14 protein-coding genes are annotated in these 16,514 nt (G+C 50.9%); 13 read left to right on the top strand and 1 reads right to left on the bottom strand.

Annotated elements, in window-relative coordinates:
* The first annotated feature begins 543 nt into the window (after nucleotides 1–543).
* The 7 genes from agaF to LIZ87_RS11165 all read left to right on the top strand — a co-directional run bounded on the left by agaF (nucleotide 544) and on the right by LIZ87_RS11165 (nucleotide 7,483).
* A complete protein-coding gene (gene agaF / locus LIZ87_RS11135) occupies nucleotides 544–978 on the top strand; it encodes a PTS galactosamine/N-acetylgalactosamine transporter subunit IIA (RefSeq protein ID WP_227147016.1) in 435 nt (144 codons plus the stop codon).
* An 11-nt stretch (nucleotides 979–989) separates the two neighbouring features.
* Nucleotides 990–2,180 (top strand): glycoside hydrolase family 88 protein, encoded by a 1,191-nt coding sequence (locus LIZ87_RS11140; RefSeq protein ID WP_227147019.1) that lies wholly within the window; start codon nucleotides 990–992, stop codon nucleotides 2,178–2,180.
* A 12-nt stretch (nucleotides 2,181–2,192) separates the two neighbouring features.
* Nucleotides 2,193–2,684 carry a PTS sugar transporter subunit IIB gene (locus tag LIZ87_RS11145; RefSeq protein WP_178316706.1) on the top strand — a complete coding sequence of 164 codons (492 nt, stop codon included), beginning with the start codon at nucleotides 2,193–2,195 and terminating at the stop codon, nucleotides 2,682–2,684.
* Between the two features lie 13 nt (nucleotides 2,685–2,697).
* The gene (locus LIZ87_RS11150) at nucleotides 2,698–3,486 is read left to right on the top strand and encodes a PTS mannose/fructose/sorbose/N-acetylgalactosamine transporter subunit IIC (RefSeq protein ID WP_178316707.1); all 789 of its coding nucleotides are present in this window, start codon (nucleotides 2,698–2,700) and stop codon (nucleotides 3,484–3,486) included.
* Nucleotides 3,476–4,285: a PTS system mannose/fructose/sorbose family transporter subunit IID gene (locus tag LIZ87_RS11155; RefSeq protein ID WP_178316708.1), complete on the top strand. Its 810-nt coding sequence runs from the start codon at nucleotides 3,476–3,478 to the stop codon at nucleotides 4,283–4,285. Before LIZ87_RS11150 ends, LIZ87_RS11155 begins: the two co-directional genes overlap by 11 nt.
* A 79-nt stretch (nucleotides 4,286–4,364) precedes the next feature.
* Nucleotides 4,365–6,395 carry a heparinase II/III family protein gene (locus tag LIZ87_RS11160; protein WP_227147022.1) on the top strand — a complete coding sequence of 677 codons (2,031 nt, stop codon included), beginning with the start codon at nucleotides 4,365–4,367 and terminating at the stop codon, nucleotides 6,393–6,395.
* 83 nt (nucleotides 6,396–6,478) lie between these two features.
* Nucleotides 6,479–7,483, top strand: a complete 1,005-nt coding sequence (locus tag LIZ87_RS11165; protein WP_227147025.1) for a LacI family DNA-binding transcriptional regulator — start codon at nucleotides 6,479–6,481, stop codon at nucleotides 7,481–7,483.
* 147 nt (nucleotides 7,484–7,630) lie between these two features.
* Here LIZ87_RS11165 and LIZ87_RS11170 read toward each other — a convergent pair whose 3' ends face one another.
* Nucleotides 7,631–8,863 (bottom strand): argininosuccinate synthase, encoded by a 1,233-nt coding sequence (locus LIZ87_RS11170; protein WP_178313855.1) that lies wholly within the window; start codon nucleotides 8,861–8,863, stop codon nucleotides 7,631–7,633.
* A 315-nt stretch (nucleotides 8,864–9,178) separates the two neighbouring features.
* Here LIZ87_RS11170 and argC point away from each other — a divergent pair, with 315 nt between their 5' ends.
* The 6 genes from argC to LIZ87_RS11200 all read left to right on the top strand — a co-directional run bounded on the left by argC (nucleotide 9,179) and on the right by LIZ87_RS11200 (nucleotide 16,437).
* Nucleotides 9,179–10,219, top strand: a complete 1,041-nt coding sequence (gene argC / locus LIZ87_RS11175; protein WP_178313853.1) for an N-acetyl-gamma-glutamyl-phosphate reductase — start codon at nucleotides 9,179–9,181, stop codon at nucleotides 10,217–10,219.
* Between the two features lie 33 nt (nucleotides 10,220–10,252).
* Entirely contained in the window at nucleotides 10,253–10,717 is a 465-nt protein-coding gene (locus tag LIZ87_RS11180; RefSeq protein ID WP_178313850.1) for a GNAT family N-acetyltransferase, read from the top strand.
* A 194-nt stretch (nucleotides 10,718–10,911) separates the two neighbouring features.
* Entirely contained in the window at nucleotides 10,912–12,156 is a 1,245-nt protein-coding gene (argJ, locus tag LIZ87_RS11185) for a bifunctional glutamate N-acetyltransferase/amino-acid acetyltransferase ArgJ (RefSeq protein WP_227147028.1), read from the top strand.
* A 166-nt stretch (nucleotides 12,157–12,322) separates the two neighbouring features.
* On the top strand, nucleotides 12,323–13,213 hold the full coding sequence (argB, locus tag LIZ87_RS11190; protein ID WP_178315383.1) for an acetylglutamate kinase: 891 nt from the start codon (nucleotides 12,323–12,325) through the stop codon (nucleotides 13,211–13,213).
* Nucleotides 13,206–14,438 (top strand): aspartate aminotransferase family protein, encoded by a 1,233-nt coding sequence (locus LIZ87_RS11195; protein WP_227147030.1) that lies wholly within the window; start codon nucleotides 13,206–13,208, stop codon nucleotides 14,436–14,438. Before argB ends, LIZ87_RS11195 begins: the two co-directional genes overlap by 8 nt.
* Nucleotides 14,439–14,967: 529 nt before the next feature.
* A complete protein-coding gene (locus tag LIZ87_RS11200) occupies nucleotides 14,968–16,437 on the top strand; it encodes an efflux RND transporter periplasmic adaptor subunit (protein ID WP_227147032.1) in 1,470 nt (489 codons plus the stop codon).
* The last annotated feature ends 77 nt before the right edge of the window (nucleotides 16,438–16,514 follow it).

Here is a 16,514-nt window from a genome sequence, read left to right on the forward strand (position 1 = left end):
TACGCCGAAACAGCTGAAAATCATCTATGAGTCTGTGCTGAATCAGGTGGAAGAGGCTGTTTTATAAAAATGTTCTGAGGCTTTATAAGGAGGTTTTATAAAAAGATATTTTCAGGCCCGGATATCGTGGCGGAATTACAGGATTTACAGTATCTATTGGTTGGAATACATGTTCATATTACAGCTCTGTTTCATGGCCCATGGCCTTGGCAGGGCTGTTTTTTGATGGTTTACAAAAGGAAATGGTAAACTAGAAGGAAAAATCTATTGGTTTACCAAAACGGGATCACCGCGTGTGAATGGCCTGAAAACGGAGGAATAGCATGGAAAAATCAAATTGAAATGTGAAAAGTGCATAAAAATAGTGGTTTTAAATTGTGTACATTGCAAGAAAAGACAGCAAAATAAAAAAAGCCCTTGACTTTGGTAAACAAAAATACTATACTCGACTCGTAAGTAAAACAGTTTACTAAAAACCAACGAAACAACAGGGAATAACAGGCAGAATAGGGGAGAATAAGTAAACAAAGGAAGGAGCAGATAATGATAGGGATCATTGTAACAGGGCATGGACATTTTCCATCGGGGCTGTTTAGTGCGGTAAGCCTGGTTGCGGGAAAACCGGAGAGAGCAGAGGCAGTCGATTTTACAGAGGGAATGAGCCAGGCGGAGCTTAGGGAAGAGCTGGAAGCAGCGGTAAACAGGCTGGAATCAGAGGAGATTCTGATTCTGGCGGATCTGGTGGGCGGTACTCCGTTTAATACGGCAGCGTCCCTGCGGACGGACAGGCAGGATAAGAGCATCAAGGTGGTGGCAGGAGTGAACATGCCGGCTTTGGTGGAGGCAGTATTTTCCAGATCCATGTTTGGTTTGGACCAGCTGACAGAGAATCTGCTGAAGGCAGGGAGAGATGGTTTAGTAAACCTGGACGGAATGGAGAACGGGGAAACAAAACCGGAATTTGAGGATGGATTATAAAGGAGGGAGAGATGATCAAGACAATAAGGGTGGAGACGATTAAGGAAAAAGAAGGATTTCTTCAGACGCCCCTTTTGACAAAGGAAGAGGTAGAAGGGGCCATTCAAAGGGGAGTAGAGCAGGTAAAGCAGAATATGCAGTATTTCGGGACAGAGTTCCCCTCGCCTGCCACAAAGGGCAATACATACGGTATTATCGGCAATACAGAATGGACCAATGGCTTCTGGACAGGGCTTTTGTGGCTTTGTTATGAATACACCGGAGAGGATGTTTTCCGGCAGAGGGCAGAGGAGAATATTGCTTCCTTCCTTTGGCGGGTGGAAAACAGAGTGGAGCTGGACCACCATGATCTGGGCTTCCTTTATAGTCTGTCCTGTGTGGCAGGCTGGAAGGCAGCCGGATCTGAGGACGGAAAGCGGGCCGGAATCCTGGCAGCAGAGAAGCTGGGGGAGCGTTTTCAGGAAAAGGGCGGCTTTATCCAGGCATGGGGAGAGCTTGGTGCAAGGGACAATTACCGCCTGATCATTGACTGTCTCCTGAATATCCCGCTTCTCTACTGGGCCAGCGAGATCACCGGGGAGGAGCGGTACAGAAGGATGGCGGAACGCCACTATCAGACCGCCTGCAATCATGTTATCAGGGATGATGCCTCTGCCTTCCATACATTTTATTTTGACCCGGAGACAGGAGGGCCCGTAAAGGGCGCCACCAGACAGGGCTACAGCGATGACTCTGCATGGGCCAGAGGACAGGCCTGGGGGATATATGGGATTCCCTTAAATTACAGGTATACAAGGGATAAGAGCGCCTTCAACCTGTTTGCCGGAATGACGAATTATTTCCTTAACAGGCTGCCCAAGGATCAGGTATGCTACTGGGATCTGATCTTCGGGGACGGCTCCGGACAGTCCAGGGATTCCTCTGCTGCGGCCATTGCCGTATGCGGTATCCATGAGATGTTAAAGTATATCCCGGAGACAGATCCTGACAAGGAGGCCTACAGGGGCGCTATGCACAGCATCTTAAGATCCCTGATACAAAACTACGCAAATAAAGAGGTAAACCCAGGTAAACCAATCCTCCTTCACGGAGTCTATTCCTGGCATTCCGGCAAGGGCGTAGATGAGGGGAATATATGGGGAGATTACTATTATTTAGAGGCATTAATGAGGTTTTCCAGGGATTGGAACCTGTATTGGTAAAGGAGGAAAAATATGGAAACACCAAATATCGAAGCATTTCGGATTGACGAACGTCTGATCCACGGGCAGGGACAGCTGTGGATCAAGGCCCTGGGGGTAAATACCGTGATCGTGGCAAATGATGCAGCCAGCGAGGATCCTATGCAGCAGATGCTCATGAAGGCTGTGGTGCCTAAGACTATTGCGATGAGATTTTTTTCTGTCCAGCACACCTGCGATGTGATCATGAAGGCATCACCAAAGCAGAAGATATTCATTGTGTGCAAGACACCGATGGATGCGCTGAAGTTAGTGGCAGGAGGCGTTCCGGTGAAGGAGATCAATGTGGGCAACATCCACCGTGCTCCTGGAAAAGAGGAGATCAGCAAGTTTATTGCCTTAGGCCCGGAGGACAAGGCTGCATTAAGAGAGCTTAGGGACCAATATGGAATCATTTTCAACACAAAGGCAACTGCTGCCGGGGATGATAAGTCCGGCAATGTTGATCTGAATAATTACTTATAGGAGGAAAATTGACATGACGATCTCAATTGTTCAATGTATATTAATCGGTTTATGGACGGGCCTCTGCCTTATGGGTATGCTCTTTGGCATTTACACCAACAGATGCCTTGTGATGGCAACCGGCGTGGGGCTGATCCTGGGTGATCTGCCCACAGGACTGGCAATGGGAGCGGTAGGCGAGCTGGCTTTTATGGGCTTTGGCGTATCTCAGGGAGGAACTGTGCCGCCCAATCCCATGGGCCCTGGAATCGTAGGAACCATTATTGCCATCACTATGAAGGATGCGGGGATCGATGTGGGTTCTGCCCTTGCTCTTTCCTTCCCGTTTGCAGTGGCCTTCCAGTTTGTGATCACTGCCACATACACCTTTGCAACGACACTGTCCTCTATGGCCCATAAGGCTCTGGAGCGCAAGGATTTCCGGGGCTTTCGCATAGCCTGCAACAGTACGGTCTGCGTATTTGGCCTGGTGGGCTTTGTGATCGGTTTCTGCGGAGCCTTAAGCTCCGAAGGCCTTCAGCGTGTGATCTCCCTGATCCCGGCATGGTTAAGCACCGGACTGGGCATGGCAGGGAAAATGCTCCCTGCAATCGGATTTGCTATGATCCTCAATGTCATGGCAAAGAAGGAGCTGATCCCCTTTGTGCTCTTAGGTTATATTGCGATTTCCTACATGGGGCTGCCTGTTATGGGTGTGGCGTTCCTGGGAACAGCAATGGCACTGTTGGTATTTTTCCATGCAGGAAAAAGAAGCGAAGCATCTGTAGAAGAAGTGGAGGTTGAATTTGAAGATGGCATCTAATTGTTTAGAGAAAAAGGATTATATCAAGACATCCCTGCGGGCATATTTCCTGCAGAATGGTTTTAACTATGGAAATTACCAGGGCCTGGGCTATGCCAATGTTCTTTATCCGGCTCTCAGGAAAATGTATAAAGATGACGATGACAAGCTCCAGGAAGCATTACAGGAAAATATCGAGTTCTTCAACACCAATATCCACTTCCTGCCCTTCATTACCAGTCTTCATCTGGTTATGCTGGAAAATAAGACGCCTTCCAAGGAGATCAGAAATATCAAGATGGCCCTTATGGGACCTCTGGCCGGAATCGGCGATTCCCTGGCGCAGTTTTGTCTGGCGCCGCTGTTCGCCACGATCGGAGCTTCCCTTGCTCAGGAGGGACTGATCATGGGCCCCATCCTGTTCCTTCTGGGAATGAACATCGTGCTTTTCATTGTGAAGATACTCACCGGCATGTGGGGATACAAGCTGGGAACCAGCATCATTGCAAGCTTAAGCTCAAGAATGGAACAGATCTCTGATGTAGCCAGCATGATCGGCGTAACGGTGATTTCCGGCCTTGCAGTAAACTTTGTAAAGATCACTACACCGATCCAATATGTGGCGAATATGCCGGGAGACCAGCAGAAGGTCGTGGCGATCCAGGACATGATCAATGCCATTGCCCCCAATCTGCTGCCGGTACTGTTCACCGGGTTCATCTTCTACCTGATAAAGGTGAAAAAATGGACGACCTACAAGCTGGTTATCCTGACAGTCGTAGTCGGAGTCCTGCTTTCCTGCTTACATATCATTGCATAATAAAAACGCTTCAGGGAGGAGCCGCAACACGGCGCCTCCCTGGAAGTGCGTTATGAGAGCAGAAAACAGGAGCAGGATTATGAGTAGTATATGGAAAAAAGTGGAAGAAAGAGCCAGGGAGTATGTTGCTTTCCTTGACATGGATTTTGTGACAAATTATATAAGGAAGAATTGCCGCGAAGAAGCGGATATTCTCATGGAGAGAGCAGAGGAGCTTTTGGGGCAGCGGTTTCTGTTTGCAGACAAATGGGATATGGAGCCATGCGGCGATCTTATATTTCTGGAGAAAATGGAATGGCAGAAAAGTCCCAACGGGGATCCGGAGTGGGTGTATATGCTGAACCGCCATGATTACCTGCATAAGCTTATGGCTGCCTGGTATCTGACAGGAGAGAAGGCATATGCGGATAAGCTGAAATGGTATCTGTTCCACTGGATCGACCACAATCCCATCCTTCCTGAGGGCTCTGAGAGCACCAGGACCATCGATACGGGCATCCGGTGCATGAACTGGCAGTATCTGATCCTTCATTTGGCCGGAAATGGACTTTTGGAACAGTCAGAGGGCGAAGAGCTTCTCTGGAGCATGAGAGAACAGCTTGTAAGCCTTAAGAAACGGTATATCGGAAAATACACCCTGAGCAACTGGGGAGTTTTGCAGGTGACCGCTATCTGCCAGGGGTATCTGTTGTTCGGGGAGTATCTGCCCCGGGACGGGCTAAAGCAGTGGGCCTGGGAGGAACTGAAACGTCAGGCAGAGCTCCAGGTGATGGAGGATGGTTCGCACTGGGAGCAGTCTATCATGTATCATATTGAGGTTCTTCTGGCCTATATGAGGCTGCTGTCCGTGCAGAGGTTTTTGGAAAATGATGGAAAGGGATGGAAGCCTGCCCAGCTCCTAGAGCTGGTAGACCGCATGAGCCGCTATGTGCTCCACTGCCAGGGGCCGGATCACAGGCAGCCTGCCCAGTGCGACAGCGATGCCACGGATGTGCGCGACATCATGGTAAAAGCAGCCATCCTGACAGGAAAGGGCGAGTACAAATTCACAGGCACGCCCTGCCTTGATGTGGACAGCCTCTGGCTGTTTGGAAAAAATGGTGCACAGACCTATGAAAACCTGACAGAGGAGGAACCGGAGTCAAGATCTTTTCATGCCAGGGATACCGGAAATATTTATTTCAGGAGCAGCTGGAAAGAGGATGGGAATTATACCTGCCTTTCCTGCGGGCCCTTAGGCAGCGGCCACGGACACGGGGATATGACCCATATTTCCCTGTATTATGGAGGGAGGAGCTTCCTGACAGACAGCGGAAGGTATTCCTACAGGGAGGACGAGCCTCTGCGCATGGCTTTAAAAGGGCCCAAGGCCCACAATGTCTGCGTGATCGATGGGGAGTCCATGGCAGTGCCGAAGGGCTCCTGGAGCTATGAGAGCTATGGGGACCGCCTGAAAAATGATTACAGGAACAGAGGGCCTGTCCATTATGCGGAGATGGCTTACCAATGCACCTTAAAGGATGGATTTCCGTGCCTGGTGATACGCAAGGTCATGGCGGCGGACTGCGGTATCTGGCTGGTAGTGAATGAGATCCACTGCAGCGGGGAGCACCGGGTAAAGGAGTATTACCATTTGGATCCGGCAGTGAGAACAGACCTGGTGGCAGGAACAGATCCGGCGGCAAAGGCAGACCGGAGGCTGCTCTCACGGGACGGGCTCACGCTCGTGGCCTGGGGTTCGGAGGATTTCGTGGAAGAAGACTGCGTCATTTCCCCCAAATACAATCAGCTCTCTCCCAGCATCTGTCTGGCAAAGGAAAAAACATTTAAAGACAGGGCTGTAAGCTGGAGTTGCTTTTATGGATCAGGGATCCGGGCAGAAATGGCAGAGGTATACCAGTTCGGCAAAGAAGAACCAGCTAAGGCAGATCTGGTGACAGCTATGACCTTTGCGCTTTCAGAGAAGGAATCCTGGACCTTCCTTTTATGGAACAGGGAAACATTCCGGGGAGGGAAAATGTATCAATTTAAGGAGCTGCCGGTCTATGGAAAAAGCATTGCCGTCCACTGCCTGGAGGAGGAAAGGACATGGTACAGGCTGCGCAATTAGAGGCGGTCCCTGGCGTGAAAGAAAAACATTTTAAATCAATATATTTTGTGGTATAGTAATAGGAACAGCAAGTGGAGGTAAAGATGAAGAAACTGACAATTAATGAAATTGCGGAGAGAGCAGGGGTCTCTAAAACAACGGTGTCCTTTTATCTCAATGGCAAGATCAACAAGATGTCGGAGGAAACCCAGCGCAGGATCCAGCAGATCATTGATGAAACAGGATATGAGCCGAGTGCTGCTGCCAGGGCCATGAAGGCCAAGAGCAGCGGCTTGATTGGCGTTATCTTGGGAGACAATTCCGATCCCTATTGTGCAAAGGCATTAAAGGGAATGGAAGATGTGGCCAGTTCCCAGGGATATCAGGTACTGCTGGGAAACAGCGGTCTTACCTATCCACAGGAGAAGGAATACGTGGAGCGGATGTTGAAGATGGGAGCAGAGGGCTTCGTCATCCAGGCTACATACCGCTTCGGGATGCTGGCTGCAGACCTTGAAAAGAAGAGAAAACCCATTGTGTATCTGGAGTCCAAACCCTATGACTATAAAGGAAAATGCGTGAAGGGGAACAACTATGACTGCATTTACCGAGTGATCACAGAATGCATCAAAAAGGGATACGAGGATTTTCTTATGATATCAGACGGTGAAGGGGCAGCCGGGACAGCCTTTGAAAATACCAGTGGATACAAGGATGCCCTTCAGGATGCGGTCCGCCAGGGAAAGACCCAATATTTCCAGCCAGGAGTGAAATCAGACCAGGTCTATGAGATGCTGAAGACGGAGATCGATTTCAAAAAACGTACCCTGATCTACGTTGCAGCCCCAGGGCTGTTAAAGGCCGTATTTGAAGCAATAAGGAAATTTCCGGACTATATTTCCTTGTTCCCAGACAGCTTAGGCCTTATTGGATTCGACCCGGAGGGCTGGACAAGGATGACCACCCCGCCCGTCACCGCCGTCATTGCCCCTGCCTACGAGCAGGGCGTCCGCGCTATGGAGGAGCTTCTGGGGCAGTTAGAGGGGAAGAAAGGTGATACGGAGATCGTATTTAAGAATATTGTGAAGTGGAGAGGAACTACGCGATAGGCGGATCAGCCCGGCATATCTTTGATGACGACCAGAAAACCCGCCACTGGCGGGTTTTCAGTATACTTGGCAAATATACAGGCCCGGCAGCCGTTTCTGACTGCCGGGCCTGTTACATTGTCTGACCTGTTTGATATGTAAATGGGATTAGTTATCCTTCTTCGCAGCCTTCACCTCAGCCATCTTCATCGCACGAACCTTAAGAGGCAGTCCGAAGAGGGTGATGAAGCCGTCTGCATCATGGTGGTCATAGAGGTCTCCTGTGGTGAAGGAAGCCAGGGACTCGCTGTATAAGGAGTATGGGGAGGTGGTTCCGGCCTTGATGATGTTGCCCTTATAGAGCTGGAACTTCACTTCGCCGGTCACATATTCCTGGGTGGACTCTACGAAGGCCTGGATGGCTTCGCGCAGAGGAGTGAACCATTTGCCCTCATATACGACCTGTGCCAGTTTATTTGCCAGGTCTTTCTTTACTTCCATGGTAGCACGGTCTAATACCAGCTCCTCTAACTGCTGGTGAGCTTCCATCAGAATGGTTCCGCCTGGTGTCTCGTATACGCCGCGGGACTTCATGCCTACCACACGGTTCTCCACAATGTCCACAATGCCAATGCCGTGCTTGCCGCCCAGCTCATTTAACTTCTTGATGATGTCGGAAACCTTCATCTTTTCGCCGTTTACGCTGGTGGGAACGCCCTTTTCAAAGGTCATGGTAACGTACTCGCCCTCGTCCGGAGCCTTCTGAGGAGGTGTGGTGAGTACCAGCAGGTGGTCATAATTCGGCTCCTGGGACGGATCCTCCAGCTCCAGGCCCTCATGGCTGATGTGCCATAAGTTGCGGTCACGGCTGTAGCTGCTGTCAGCAGAGAAGGGAAGATGGATGCCATGCTTCTTGCAGTATTCGATCTCATCCTCACGGGACTGCATGGTCCATACATCGGTCATACGCCATGGAGCGATCACCTTCAGGTCAGGAGCCAGGGCCTTGATGCCCAGCTCAAAACGGATCTGGTCATTTCCCTTGCCTGTTGCACCGTGGCAGATGGCGACAGCGCCCTCCTTGCGGGCAATGTCAACCAGACGCTTTGCAATGGCGGGACGGGCCATGGAGGTGCCTAAGAGATATTTGTTCTCATATACGGCATTTGCCTTTACACATGGCATAATGTAATTGTCACAAAAATCGTCAACCAGATCTTCAATATATAATTTCGAAGCGCCGGACAGCTTTGCTCTCTCGTCCAGTCCATCTAATTCACTTCCCTGGCCGCAGTCGATGCAGCAGCAGACAACGTCATAATCAAAGGTTTCCTTTAACCACGGAATGATGGCAGTGGTGTCAAGTCCACCGGAATAAGCTAAAACAACTTTCTCCTTCATGATAAAATCCTCCTGAAAAATACTGTACTCATTGGGCTTTCATAAATATACAACATTATCTTAGAAAATGCAAGAGGAAAAAGAAATTTTTTAAAAATGTTGCATATTATGCATTTTTAATGTATAATTATGAAATCCTGACGAAAAAGGGAAAAAATGGATGTATAAAATATGCTTTCCTTTTTTGGAAAAAGCCACTATAATGTAGGGCGGACAGGTAAAATGAACGGCAGCAGGGAGAAAAACAGGTTGCTGTTAAAATGATTATTTATAAATAGCAGATTATAAATATAAAAGAAGAAAGAGGAGAAGAAGATGATAAAAGTTGGTATTATCGGAGCAACAGGATATGCGGGAGCTGAGCTGGTGCGCCTTTTGCTGCAGCGTGAGGATGTAGAGATCGTCTGGTATGGCTCCAGAAGCTATGTAGGCGAGGATTTTGCTTCTATATATAGAAATGTCTCCCATCTGGTGGAGGAGCCATGTAAGGATGATGATATGGCGGCATTGGCGAAAATGGCGGATGTGATCTTTACCGCTACTCCTCAGGGCTTCTGCGCATCCCAGCTGACAGAGGAGATCTTATCCCAGGCAAAGGTCATTGACCTAAGCGCTGATTTCCGTATCAAGGATGTGGCTACCTATGAAAAATGGTACAAGATCGGGCATGCATGTCCACAGTTCATTGAGGAGGCTGTTTACGGCCTTCCGGAGATCAACAGGGAGAAGATCAAGGGGGCGAGGCTCATTGCGAATCCGGGCTGCTATCCCACCTGCTCCTTCTTAACTCTATATCCCATGGTAAAGGAAGGGCTCATCGACACAAATACGATTATCATTGACGCAAAGTCCGGCACCTCCGGCGCAGGCAGAGGAGCAAAGACGCCGAACCTCTACTGTGAGGTCAACGAGAGCATGAAGCCCTACGGCGTGGCAAGCCACCGCCATACTCCGGAGATCGAGGAGCAGCTTTCCTACGCGGCAGGCAAGCCGGTAGTGATCAGCTTTACCCCGCATCTGGTTCCTATGAACAGGGGCATCCTGGCAACGGCCTACGGCACATTGACAAAAGAGGTGACGGCTCAGGAGGTAAAAGCTGTGTACGATAAATATTATGGAAAGGAATACTTCGTCCGCGTCATGGAGCCGGGACAGGTGCCCCAGACACGCTGGGTAGAGGGCAGCAATTTTGTGGATGTGGCATTCCAGATCGATCCGCGTACCAACCGCATTGTGATGATGGGCGCCATCGACAACATGGTAAAGGGAGCAGCCGGCCAGGCCATCCAGAACATGAACCTGATGTTCGGGCTGCCGGAGAATACGGGATTAAAACAGATCCCGGTATTTCCGTAATCAGATATTATCAAAGGAAGGATTATTAGAAGCATGGCAGGAACAATGGATATCCTTATCCGGGAAATGACAATGGAGGACTATAAGCAGGTCTATGCCCTGTGGACAGAGATAAAGGGCTTCGGCATCCGCAGCATTGATGATTCCGAACAGGGAGTGGAGCGCTTCTTAAGGCGCAACCCTACCACCAGCGTGGTGGCTGTCCAGAACGGAAGGATCATTGGAAATATCCTTTGCGGCCATGACGGCAGAACAGGCTGCTTTTACCACGTATGCGTGGCAAAGAAATACAGGAACCACGGCGTTGGCTACCGCATGGTCCGGGCAGCTATGGAAGCCCTGCAGAAGGAGGGCGTCAGCAAGATCAGCCTGGTGGCATTTAAGAGCAACCAGGTGGGAAATGCCTTTTGGCAGGGGATCGGATGGCAGGAGCGGGAGGATCTCAACTGCTATGAATTTGTGCTGAATGAAGAGAATATTACGCGGTTTGTAAAGTAGATGCATGTGTGGCCGGCAGCGGGATCTTCAACGTAAACCTGCATGTGTCCGGCAGGCAGATGCGCCACGGCACCAGGAAAATCTGGCGGGCATACGCGCCGCCGCACCATGAAAATCTGGTGGGCGCATTTGGCATACCTGAATACATGCCGCCTATCCGGCGGCGGATATTTCATAGTAATGGAGGAAGAAAGATGGAAAAACCAACAGTCAAGCTTCAGAAGATAGAGGGAGGCGTCACAGCCGCAAAGGGCTTTATGGCAGCCTCCACAGCAGCGGGCATCAAATATCAGGGACGTCAGGACATGGCAATGATATACAGCCAGGCCCCCTGCCGGTCCGCCGGAACCTTTACTACGAATATCGTAAAGGCAGCCCCTGTAAAATGGGATAAGAACCAGGTGACAAGCGGGGCCCCGGCCCAGGCAGTGATCGTCAATGCGGGGATCGCCAATGCCTGTACAGGCGAGGAGGGAATGGGCTACTGCAGCCAGACGGCCCAGGCAGCAGCCGAGGCTCTTAAGATCCCTGCAGAGGGCGTTCTGGTGGCATCCACAGGCGTTATCGGGATGCAGCTTCCCATTGACAGGATCAAGGCCGGGATCAAGACCATGGCGCCTCTCCTTGATGGAAGCTTAGAGAGCGGTACCAGCGCATCAAAGGCGATCATGACCACAGACACAAAGAACAAAGAGGTAGCTGTCCGGTTGGAGATCGGCGGCGCTATGGTTACCATTGGCGGCATGTGCAAGGGCTCCGGCATGATCCATCCCAACATGTGCACCATGTTAAGCTTTGTCACCACAGACGCTGCCATCAGCAAGGAGCTTTTGCAGGAGGCCTTAAGCCAGGATATCAAGGACACCTACAATATGATCTCCGTGGATGGGGACACCTCCACCAATGACACCGTGCTGCTTCTGGCAAACGGCCTTGCAGGGAATCAGGAGATCTGTGAGAAAAATGAAGACTACGAGGCCTTCTGCCAGGCTCTTAACTATATCAATGAAACCCTGGCAAAGAAGATGGCAGGGGACGGCGAGGGCTGTACCGCTCTCTTTGAGGTGAAGATCATCGGTGCGGAGTCAAAGGAGCAGGCAAAGGTGCTGGCCAAATCCGTTATCACCTCCAGCCTCACAAAGGCTGCCATCTTCGGGCATGACGCCAACTGGGGCAGAATACTCTGTGCTATGGGATATTCTGGCGCACAGTTTGACCCTGAGAAGGTGGACCTCTTCTTTGAGAGCGCCGCAGGCCGTATGCAGATCATTGAAAACGGCGTTGCTGTGGACTACAGCGAGGAGCAGGCTACAAGGATCCTGTCCGAGCCTGAGGTGACAGCCATTGCGGATGTGAAGATGGGAGAGGCAGAGGCTACAGCCTGGGGCTGCGACCTGACCTTTGACTATGTGAAGATCAATGCGGATTACCGTTCATAGGAAACCTGAATGCGCCGATGGGCGGAAGCGCCGCCGCGCTATGAAAGTCTGGCGGGCGGAAGCGCCCCGTACCATGAAAATCCGGCGGCGCACCTGGCATACCTGAATTTAGCGCCGCCTCGCGGCGGCGAAGCTTTTGCAATAAGGAACAAGGAGGATTAGAAAGATGAATATCGATCCAATGGAAAAAGCAGCCGTGCTCATTGAAGCCCTGCCTTATATCCAGCGTTTTAACAGAAAGATCGTTGTTGTAAAATACGGCGGAAGCGCCATGGTGGATGAGGAATTAAAACGCAAGGTCATCCAGGATGTGGTGCTCTTAAAATTAGTCGGCTTTAAGCCCATCATCGTCCACGGAGGCGGCAAGGAGATCAGCCGCTGGGTGGGCAAGGTAGGTATGGAGCCCCATTTTGTAAACGGCCTGCGTGTGACGGATGAGCCTACCATGGAGATCGCAGAGATGGTGCTCAACAAGGTCAACAAGAGCCTGGTGCAGCTTGTCAATGAGCTGGGCGTGAAGGCTGTGGGCATCAGCGGCAAGGACGGCATGATGTTAAAATGCCGCAAGAAGTTTTCCGGAGGCGAGGACATTGGTTTTGTAGGCGAGGTGGAGAAGGTGGATCCCAAGGTGATCTATGACCTGCTGGAAAAGGATTTCCTGCCTATCATCTGTCCCATCGGCTTTGATGATGATTATTTGAGCTACAACATCAACGCAGATGATGCGGCCTGCGCCATCGCTACCGCTGTCCAGGCAGAGAAGCTGGCCTTCCTGACAGACGTGGAGGGCGTGTTCCGTGATTTCAATGACAAATCCTCCCTGATCTCCGAGATGACGATAGAGGAGGCACAGAATTTTGTGGACAGCGGTATGCTGGGCGGAGGAATGCTTCCAAAGCTTCAGAACTGCATCAATGCTATCGGAAGCGGTGTGTCCAGAGTACATATCCTGGACGGCCGTATTCCCCACTGCCTGCTTTTGGAGATCTTTACAGACAAAGGTATTGGTACGGCTATTTTTAATTCAAAAGAGGATGTGAGGTATTATCATGGCTGATAAGCAGATGATGGACAGGGCAGAGCATGTCCTGTACAAGACATATAACAGGTTCCCGGTGGTGTTCGACCACGGACAGGGCGTGAAGCTCTATGATACGGAGGGGAATGAGTACCTGGACTTCGGCGCAGGCATTGCTGTGATGGGTCTGGGCTACGGGGATGAGGAATACACACAGGCCGTAAAGGAGCAGCTGGATAAGCTGACCCATATTTCCAACCTGTTCTATAACCAGCCCTCTATCGAGGCAGGGGAGAAGCTGCTGGCAGTATCCGGGATGGAGAAGGTGTTCTTCACCAACAGCGGCACAGAGGCCATTGAGGGTGCGCTTAAGATCGCAAAGCGCTATCATTACAACAAACTCCATGAGGCCATGGGAGACGGCTGCGACGGCTGCGAGGACAAGGAGCCTGACATGACAGGTGAGATCATTGCCATGCACCACTCCTTCCACGGAAGAAGTATCGGAGCATTATCCGTAACTGGCAATGCCCACTATCAGGAACCCTTTAAGCCTCTGGTTCCCGGCATCCGCTTTGCAGAGTACAACGATCTGGACAGTGTAAAGGCTCTGATCAATGACAAGACCTGCGCCGTTATCATGGAGACCATCCAGGGCGAGGGCGGCATTTATCCTGCCACAGAGGAATTTTTAAAGGGAGTCCGTGCCCTCTGCGATGAGCACGATATGCTCCTGATCCTGGATGAGATCCAGTGCGGCATGGGGCGCTCCGGGGAAATGTTCGCATGGCAGCGCTATGGTGTAAAGCCGGATGTGATGACAGTGGCAAAGGCCTTGGGAAACGGCCTTCCCATAGGCGCATTTCTTGCCAGCGGCAAGGCAGCAACAGCCATGGTTCCGGGAGATCACGGCACCACCTACGGCGGAAATCCGTTTGTGACAGCAGGCGCAAGAGCTGTGCTTGATATCTTTGAAAAGCGCCATATAGTAGAGCATGTGAGGGAAGTGGGAGCCTACCTTTCAGAGAAGCTTGAAGAGCTGGCCGCAGAGTGCAGCGTGGTGAAGGAGCACAGAGGCATAGGGCTGATCCAGGGCCTGGAGCTCACCGTTCCCGTAGGTCCTGTGGTATCCAAGGCCCTGTTGGAAGAAAAGCTGATCCTCATCAGCGCAGGAGCCAATACCATTCGCTTTGTTCCGCCTCTTGTGATCGAAAGGGCAGATGTGGATGAGATGATAAAGCGGCTGAAGGCAGTACTTTCGTAGGACCTTTAATTCCATATGCTCCCTTCTGGGAGGCAGGCGTAGTACATCTTTATTGGTGGAATACGCCTGCTCTTTTTTCTATGTATGCTGAGAGCATTGGCCTTGTGAGATTAAAAATGCTCAGGCAAAAATTTGTTTTCAATCTGTACGCAACCGATATACCAAGAGCTCGGAAACCAGAATAAATACTGGATTTCCGGGCTCGATTTTTTGGTAAGCGCTTTAGGTCTGGGGATTAGTGAGATTCCGCGGAGTAGTGGTTGCCGATTACCAGCAAAGAAGCACTGTCCCAGGAAGAACAGAGCTTTTTCTTCAAAGATGGTTCTTTCGCATTTCTTTCGTTTTCGTTACGAAAATGTTTGGAAATCTATGGGAGAAATATTAAGAGCCGGAATCTATAATGAACATACAAAAATGACATCAGGAAGCCATATGTTTATTTTAGGGTTGTAAGCAGAGGTATTATATGGTATAACCGTATTAATATTATTAGTACAGTTAAATAGAACAGAGCAGGAGGGAACCATAGATGCAGGATAAAAGGGCGGAATCAGAGGAGATCGATAAAAGAATCGCAGAGCTTATGGCCCCGGACGAGGAGGGGGCGGGGAAGAAGAAAAAAGGTCGCTGGAGAAGAAGGAAAAAGACATCGGAGGGCAGCAGAAACAAAGATACAGAAAAGGTCGCTGGAGAAAGCGCTGAGATATCAGGAGAACAGACAGAGGGCGGAGTGGAAAAGAAGCAGAAAGGAAGAAGGCTGGCAGCCCGCTTCAAAATGTTAAGCCGCAGGAAAAAAGCGGCAACGATAGTTGCAGCGGCAGCGCTCCTTTTATTTGCAGTGAGCCGCATGGGAGGAGGGAAGGAGATGGGCATCCCTGTGTCCGTCATCCCTTTGGCAAAACAGGATATTCAGGAAAAGCTTACCATAAGCGGGCCGGTGTCCGGCACGGACAGCGTGGATGTGGTGTCCAATATCCATGCAGAGATCACCGCCATGAATGTAAAGGAAGGCGACAAGGTGACAAAGGGCCAGGTACTGGCAGTGCTCGACAGCACAGACCTGGAGCGGGAGGTGCTGATCGCAAAGAATGCTTATGACCTGGCGGTGGCAAATAAGGAGGAGAAGGACAAGGAGGCAGCCCTAGGCTATGAAAAGGCTGTCCAGGACTACCAGAAGGCCAGCCTGGATTACAGCAGAAACAGCCAGCTCTTTGTAGCCGGGGACATTTCCCAGGTAGAGATGGAACAGATCACCAATGGGTTACATGATGCAAAACGCCAGATGGAGAGCTTTACGGTGGAAGACGGAAAAGGCGTGGCAGACAGATCCTATGAGATCCAGGTGGCCAACGCGGCCTTTGAGCTGGAGAAAAAGCAGGAGGAGCTGGAAAATACCCAGATAAAGAGCACCATTGACGGCACCGTTGTCAGGGTCAACTCGAAGGTGGGCCAGTTTGCGGATAAGGTGGAGGACGATAAGCCGATTTTCAGCATTGAGAACCTGGAGCAGCTGGAACTGGAGATCAAGGTCAGCGAATTCTCCATCGGAAAGGTGAAAGTGGGGCAGAAAGCCGTGATCACCGCGGATATCCTGGACGGCGGCAAGGAGGAAGGGGAGGTCATCAAGATTTCTCCCACCGGCGAGGAAAAGGGCGGGGGCTCCACGGAGCGCGTTATTCCCACAACCATCCGCGTGGAGGGGCAGGATACAAAGCTGATCGCAGGCATTACGGCAAAGGCGGAGCTCCTGATCAGGGAGGCTAAGGATGCCTTTGTGGTTCCGGCCTCTGCCGTGTTTGAGGACGGAGACAGCTCCTACATAGCAGTGGCAGAAGATGGAAAGGTGAGAAGGATCCCTGTATCCATTGGCGTGGACGGGGATGTGTCGGTGGAGATCATCCCGTCAGAGGGAGAAACGCTGGAGGAGGGGATGCAGGTCATCACGAATCCCAGCCTTTCCATGACAGACGGCGCCGCAGTCAGCATTTCCCAGCTGTAAGCCTTTATGTGCCCGGCGGTCAGAGGCGCCACCGCACCACGAAAATCTGGCGGGCGCATTGGGCATACCTGAATACA

Origin of the sequence: Lacrimispora sp. 210928-DFI.3.58 (assembly GCF_020554865.1) — a bacterium.
GTDB lineage: Bacteria > Bacillota > Clostridia > Lachnospirales > Lachnospiraceae > Enterocloster.

Bases quoted from the DNA above. Each gene is read 5' to 3' on its own strand.
- LIZ87_RS11180 (WP_178313850.1), top strand. From the start codon at position 10,253: ATGGCAGGAACAATGGATATCCTTATCCGGGAAATGACAATGGAGGAC.
- agaF (WP_227147016.1), top strand. From the start codon at position 544: ATGATAGGGATCATTGTAACAGGGCATGGACATTTTCCATCGGGGCTG.
- LIZ87_RS11195 (WP_227147030.1), top strand. From the start codon at position 13,206: ATGGCTGATAAGCAGATGATGGACAGGGCAGAGCATGTCCTGTACAAG.
- LIZ87_RS11140 (WP_227147019.1), top strand. From the start codon at position 990: ATGATCAAGACAATAAGGGTGGAGACGATTAAGGAAAAAGAAGGATTT.
- LIZ87_RS11165 (WP_227147025.1), top strand. From the start codon at position 6,479: ATGAAGAAACTGACAATTAATGAAATTGCGGAGAGAGCAGGGGTCTCT.
- LIZ87_RS11160 (WP_227147022.1), top strand. From the start codon at position 4,365: ATGAGTAGTATATGGAAAAAAGTGGAAGAAAGAGCCAGGGAGTATGTT.
- LIZ87_RS11145 (WP_178316706.1), top strand. From the start codon at position 2,193: ATGGAAACACCAAATATCGAAGCATTTCGGATTGACGAACGTCTGATC.
- argC (WP_178313853.1), top strand. From the start codon at position 9,179: ATGATAAAAGTTGGTATTATCGGAGCAACAGGATATGCGGGAGCTGAG.
- argB (WP_178315383.1), top strand. From the start codon at position 12,323: ATGAATATCGATCCAATGGAAAAAGCAGCCGTGCTCATTGAAGCCCTG.
- LIZ87_RS11200 (WP_227147032.1), top strand. From the start codon at position 14,968: ATGCAGGATAAAAGGGCGGAATCAGAGGAGATCGATAAAAGAATCGCA.
- LIZ87_RS11155 (WP_178316708.1), top strand. From the start codon at position 3,476: ATGGCATCTAATTGTTTAGAGAAAAAGGATTATATCAAGACATCCCTG.
- LIZ87_RS11170 (WP_178313855.1), bottom strand. From the start codon at position 8,863: ATGAAGGAGAAAGTTGTTTTAGCTTATTCCGGTGGACTTGACACCACT.
- argJ (WP_227147028.1), top strand. From the start codon at position 10,912: ATGGAAAAACCAACAGTCAAGCTTCAGAAGATAGAGGGAGGCGTCACA.
- LIZ87_RS11150 (WP_178316707.1), top strand. From the start codon at position 2,698: ATGACGATCTCAATTGTTCAATGTATATTAATCGGTTTATGGACGGGC.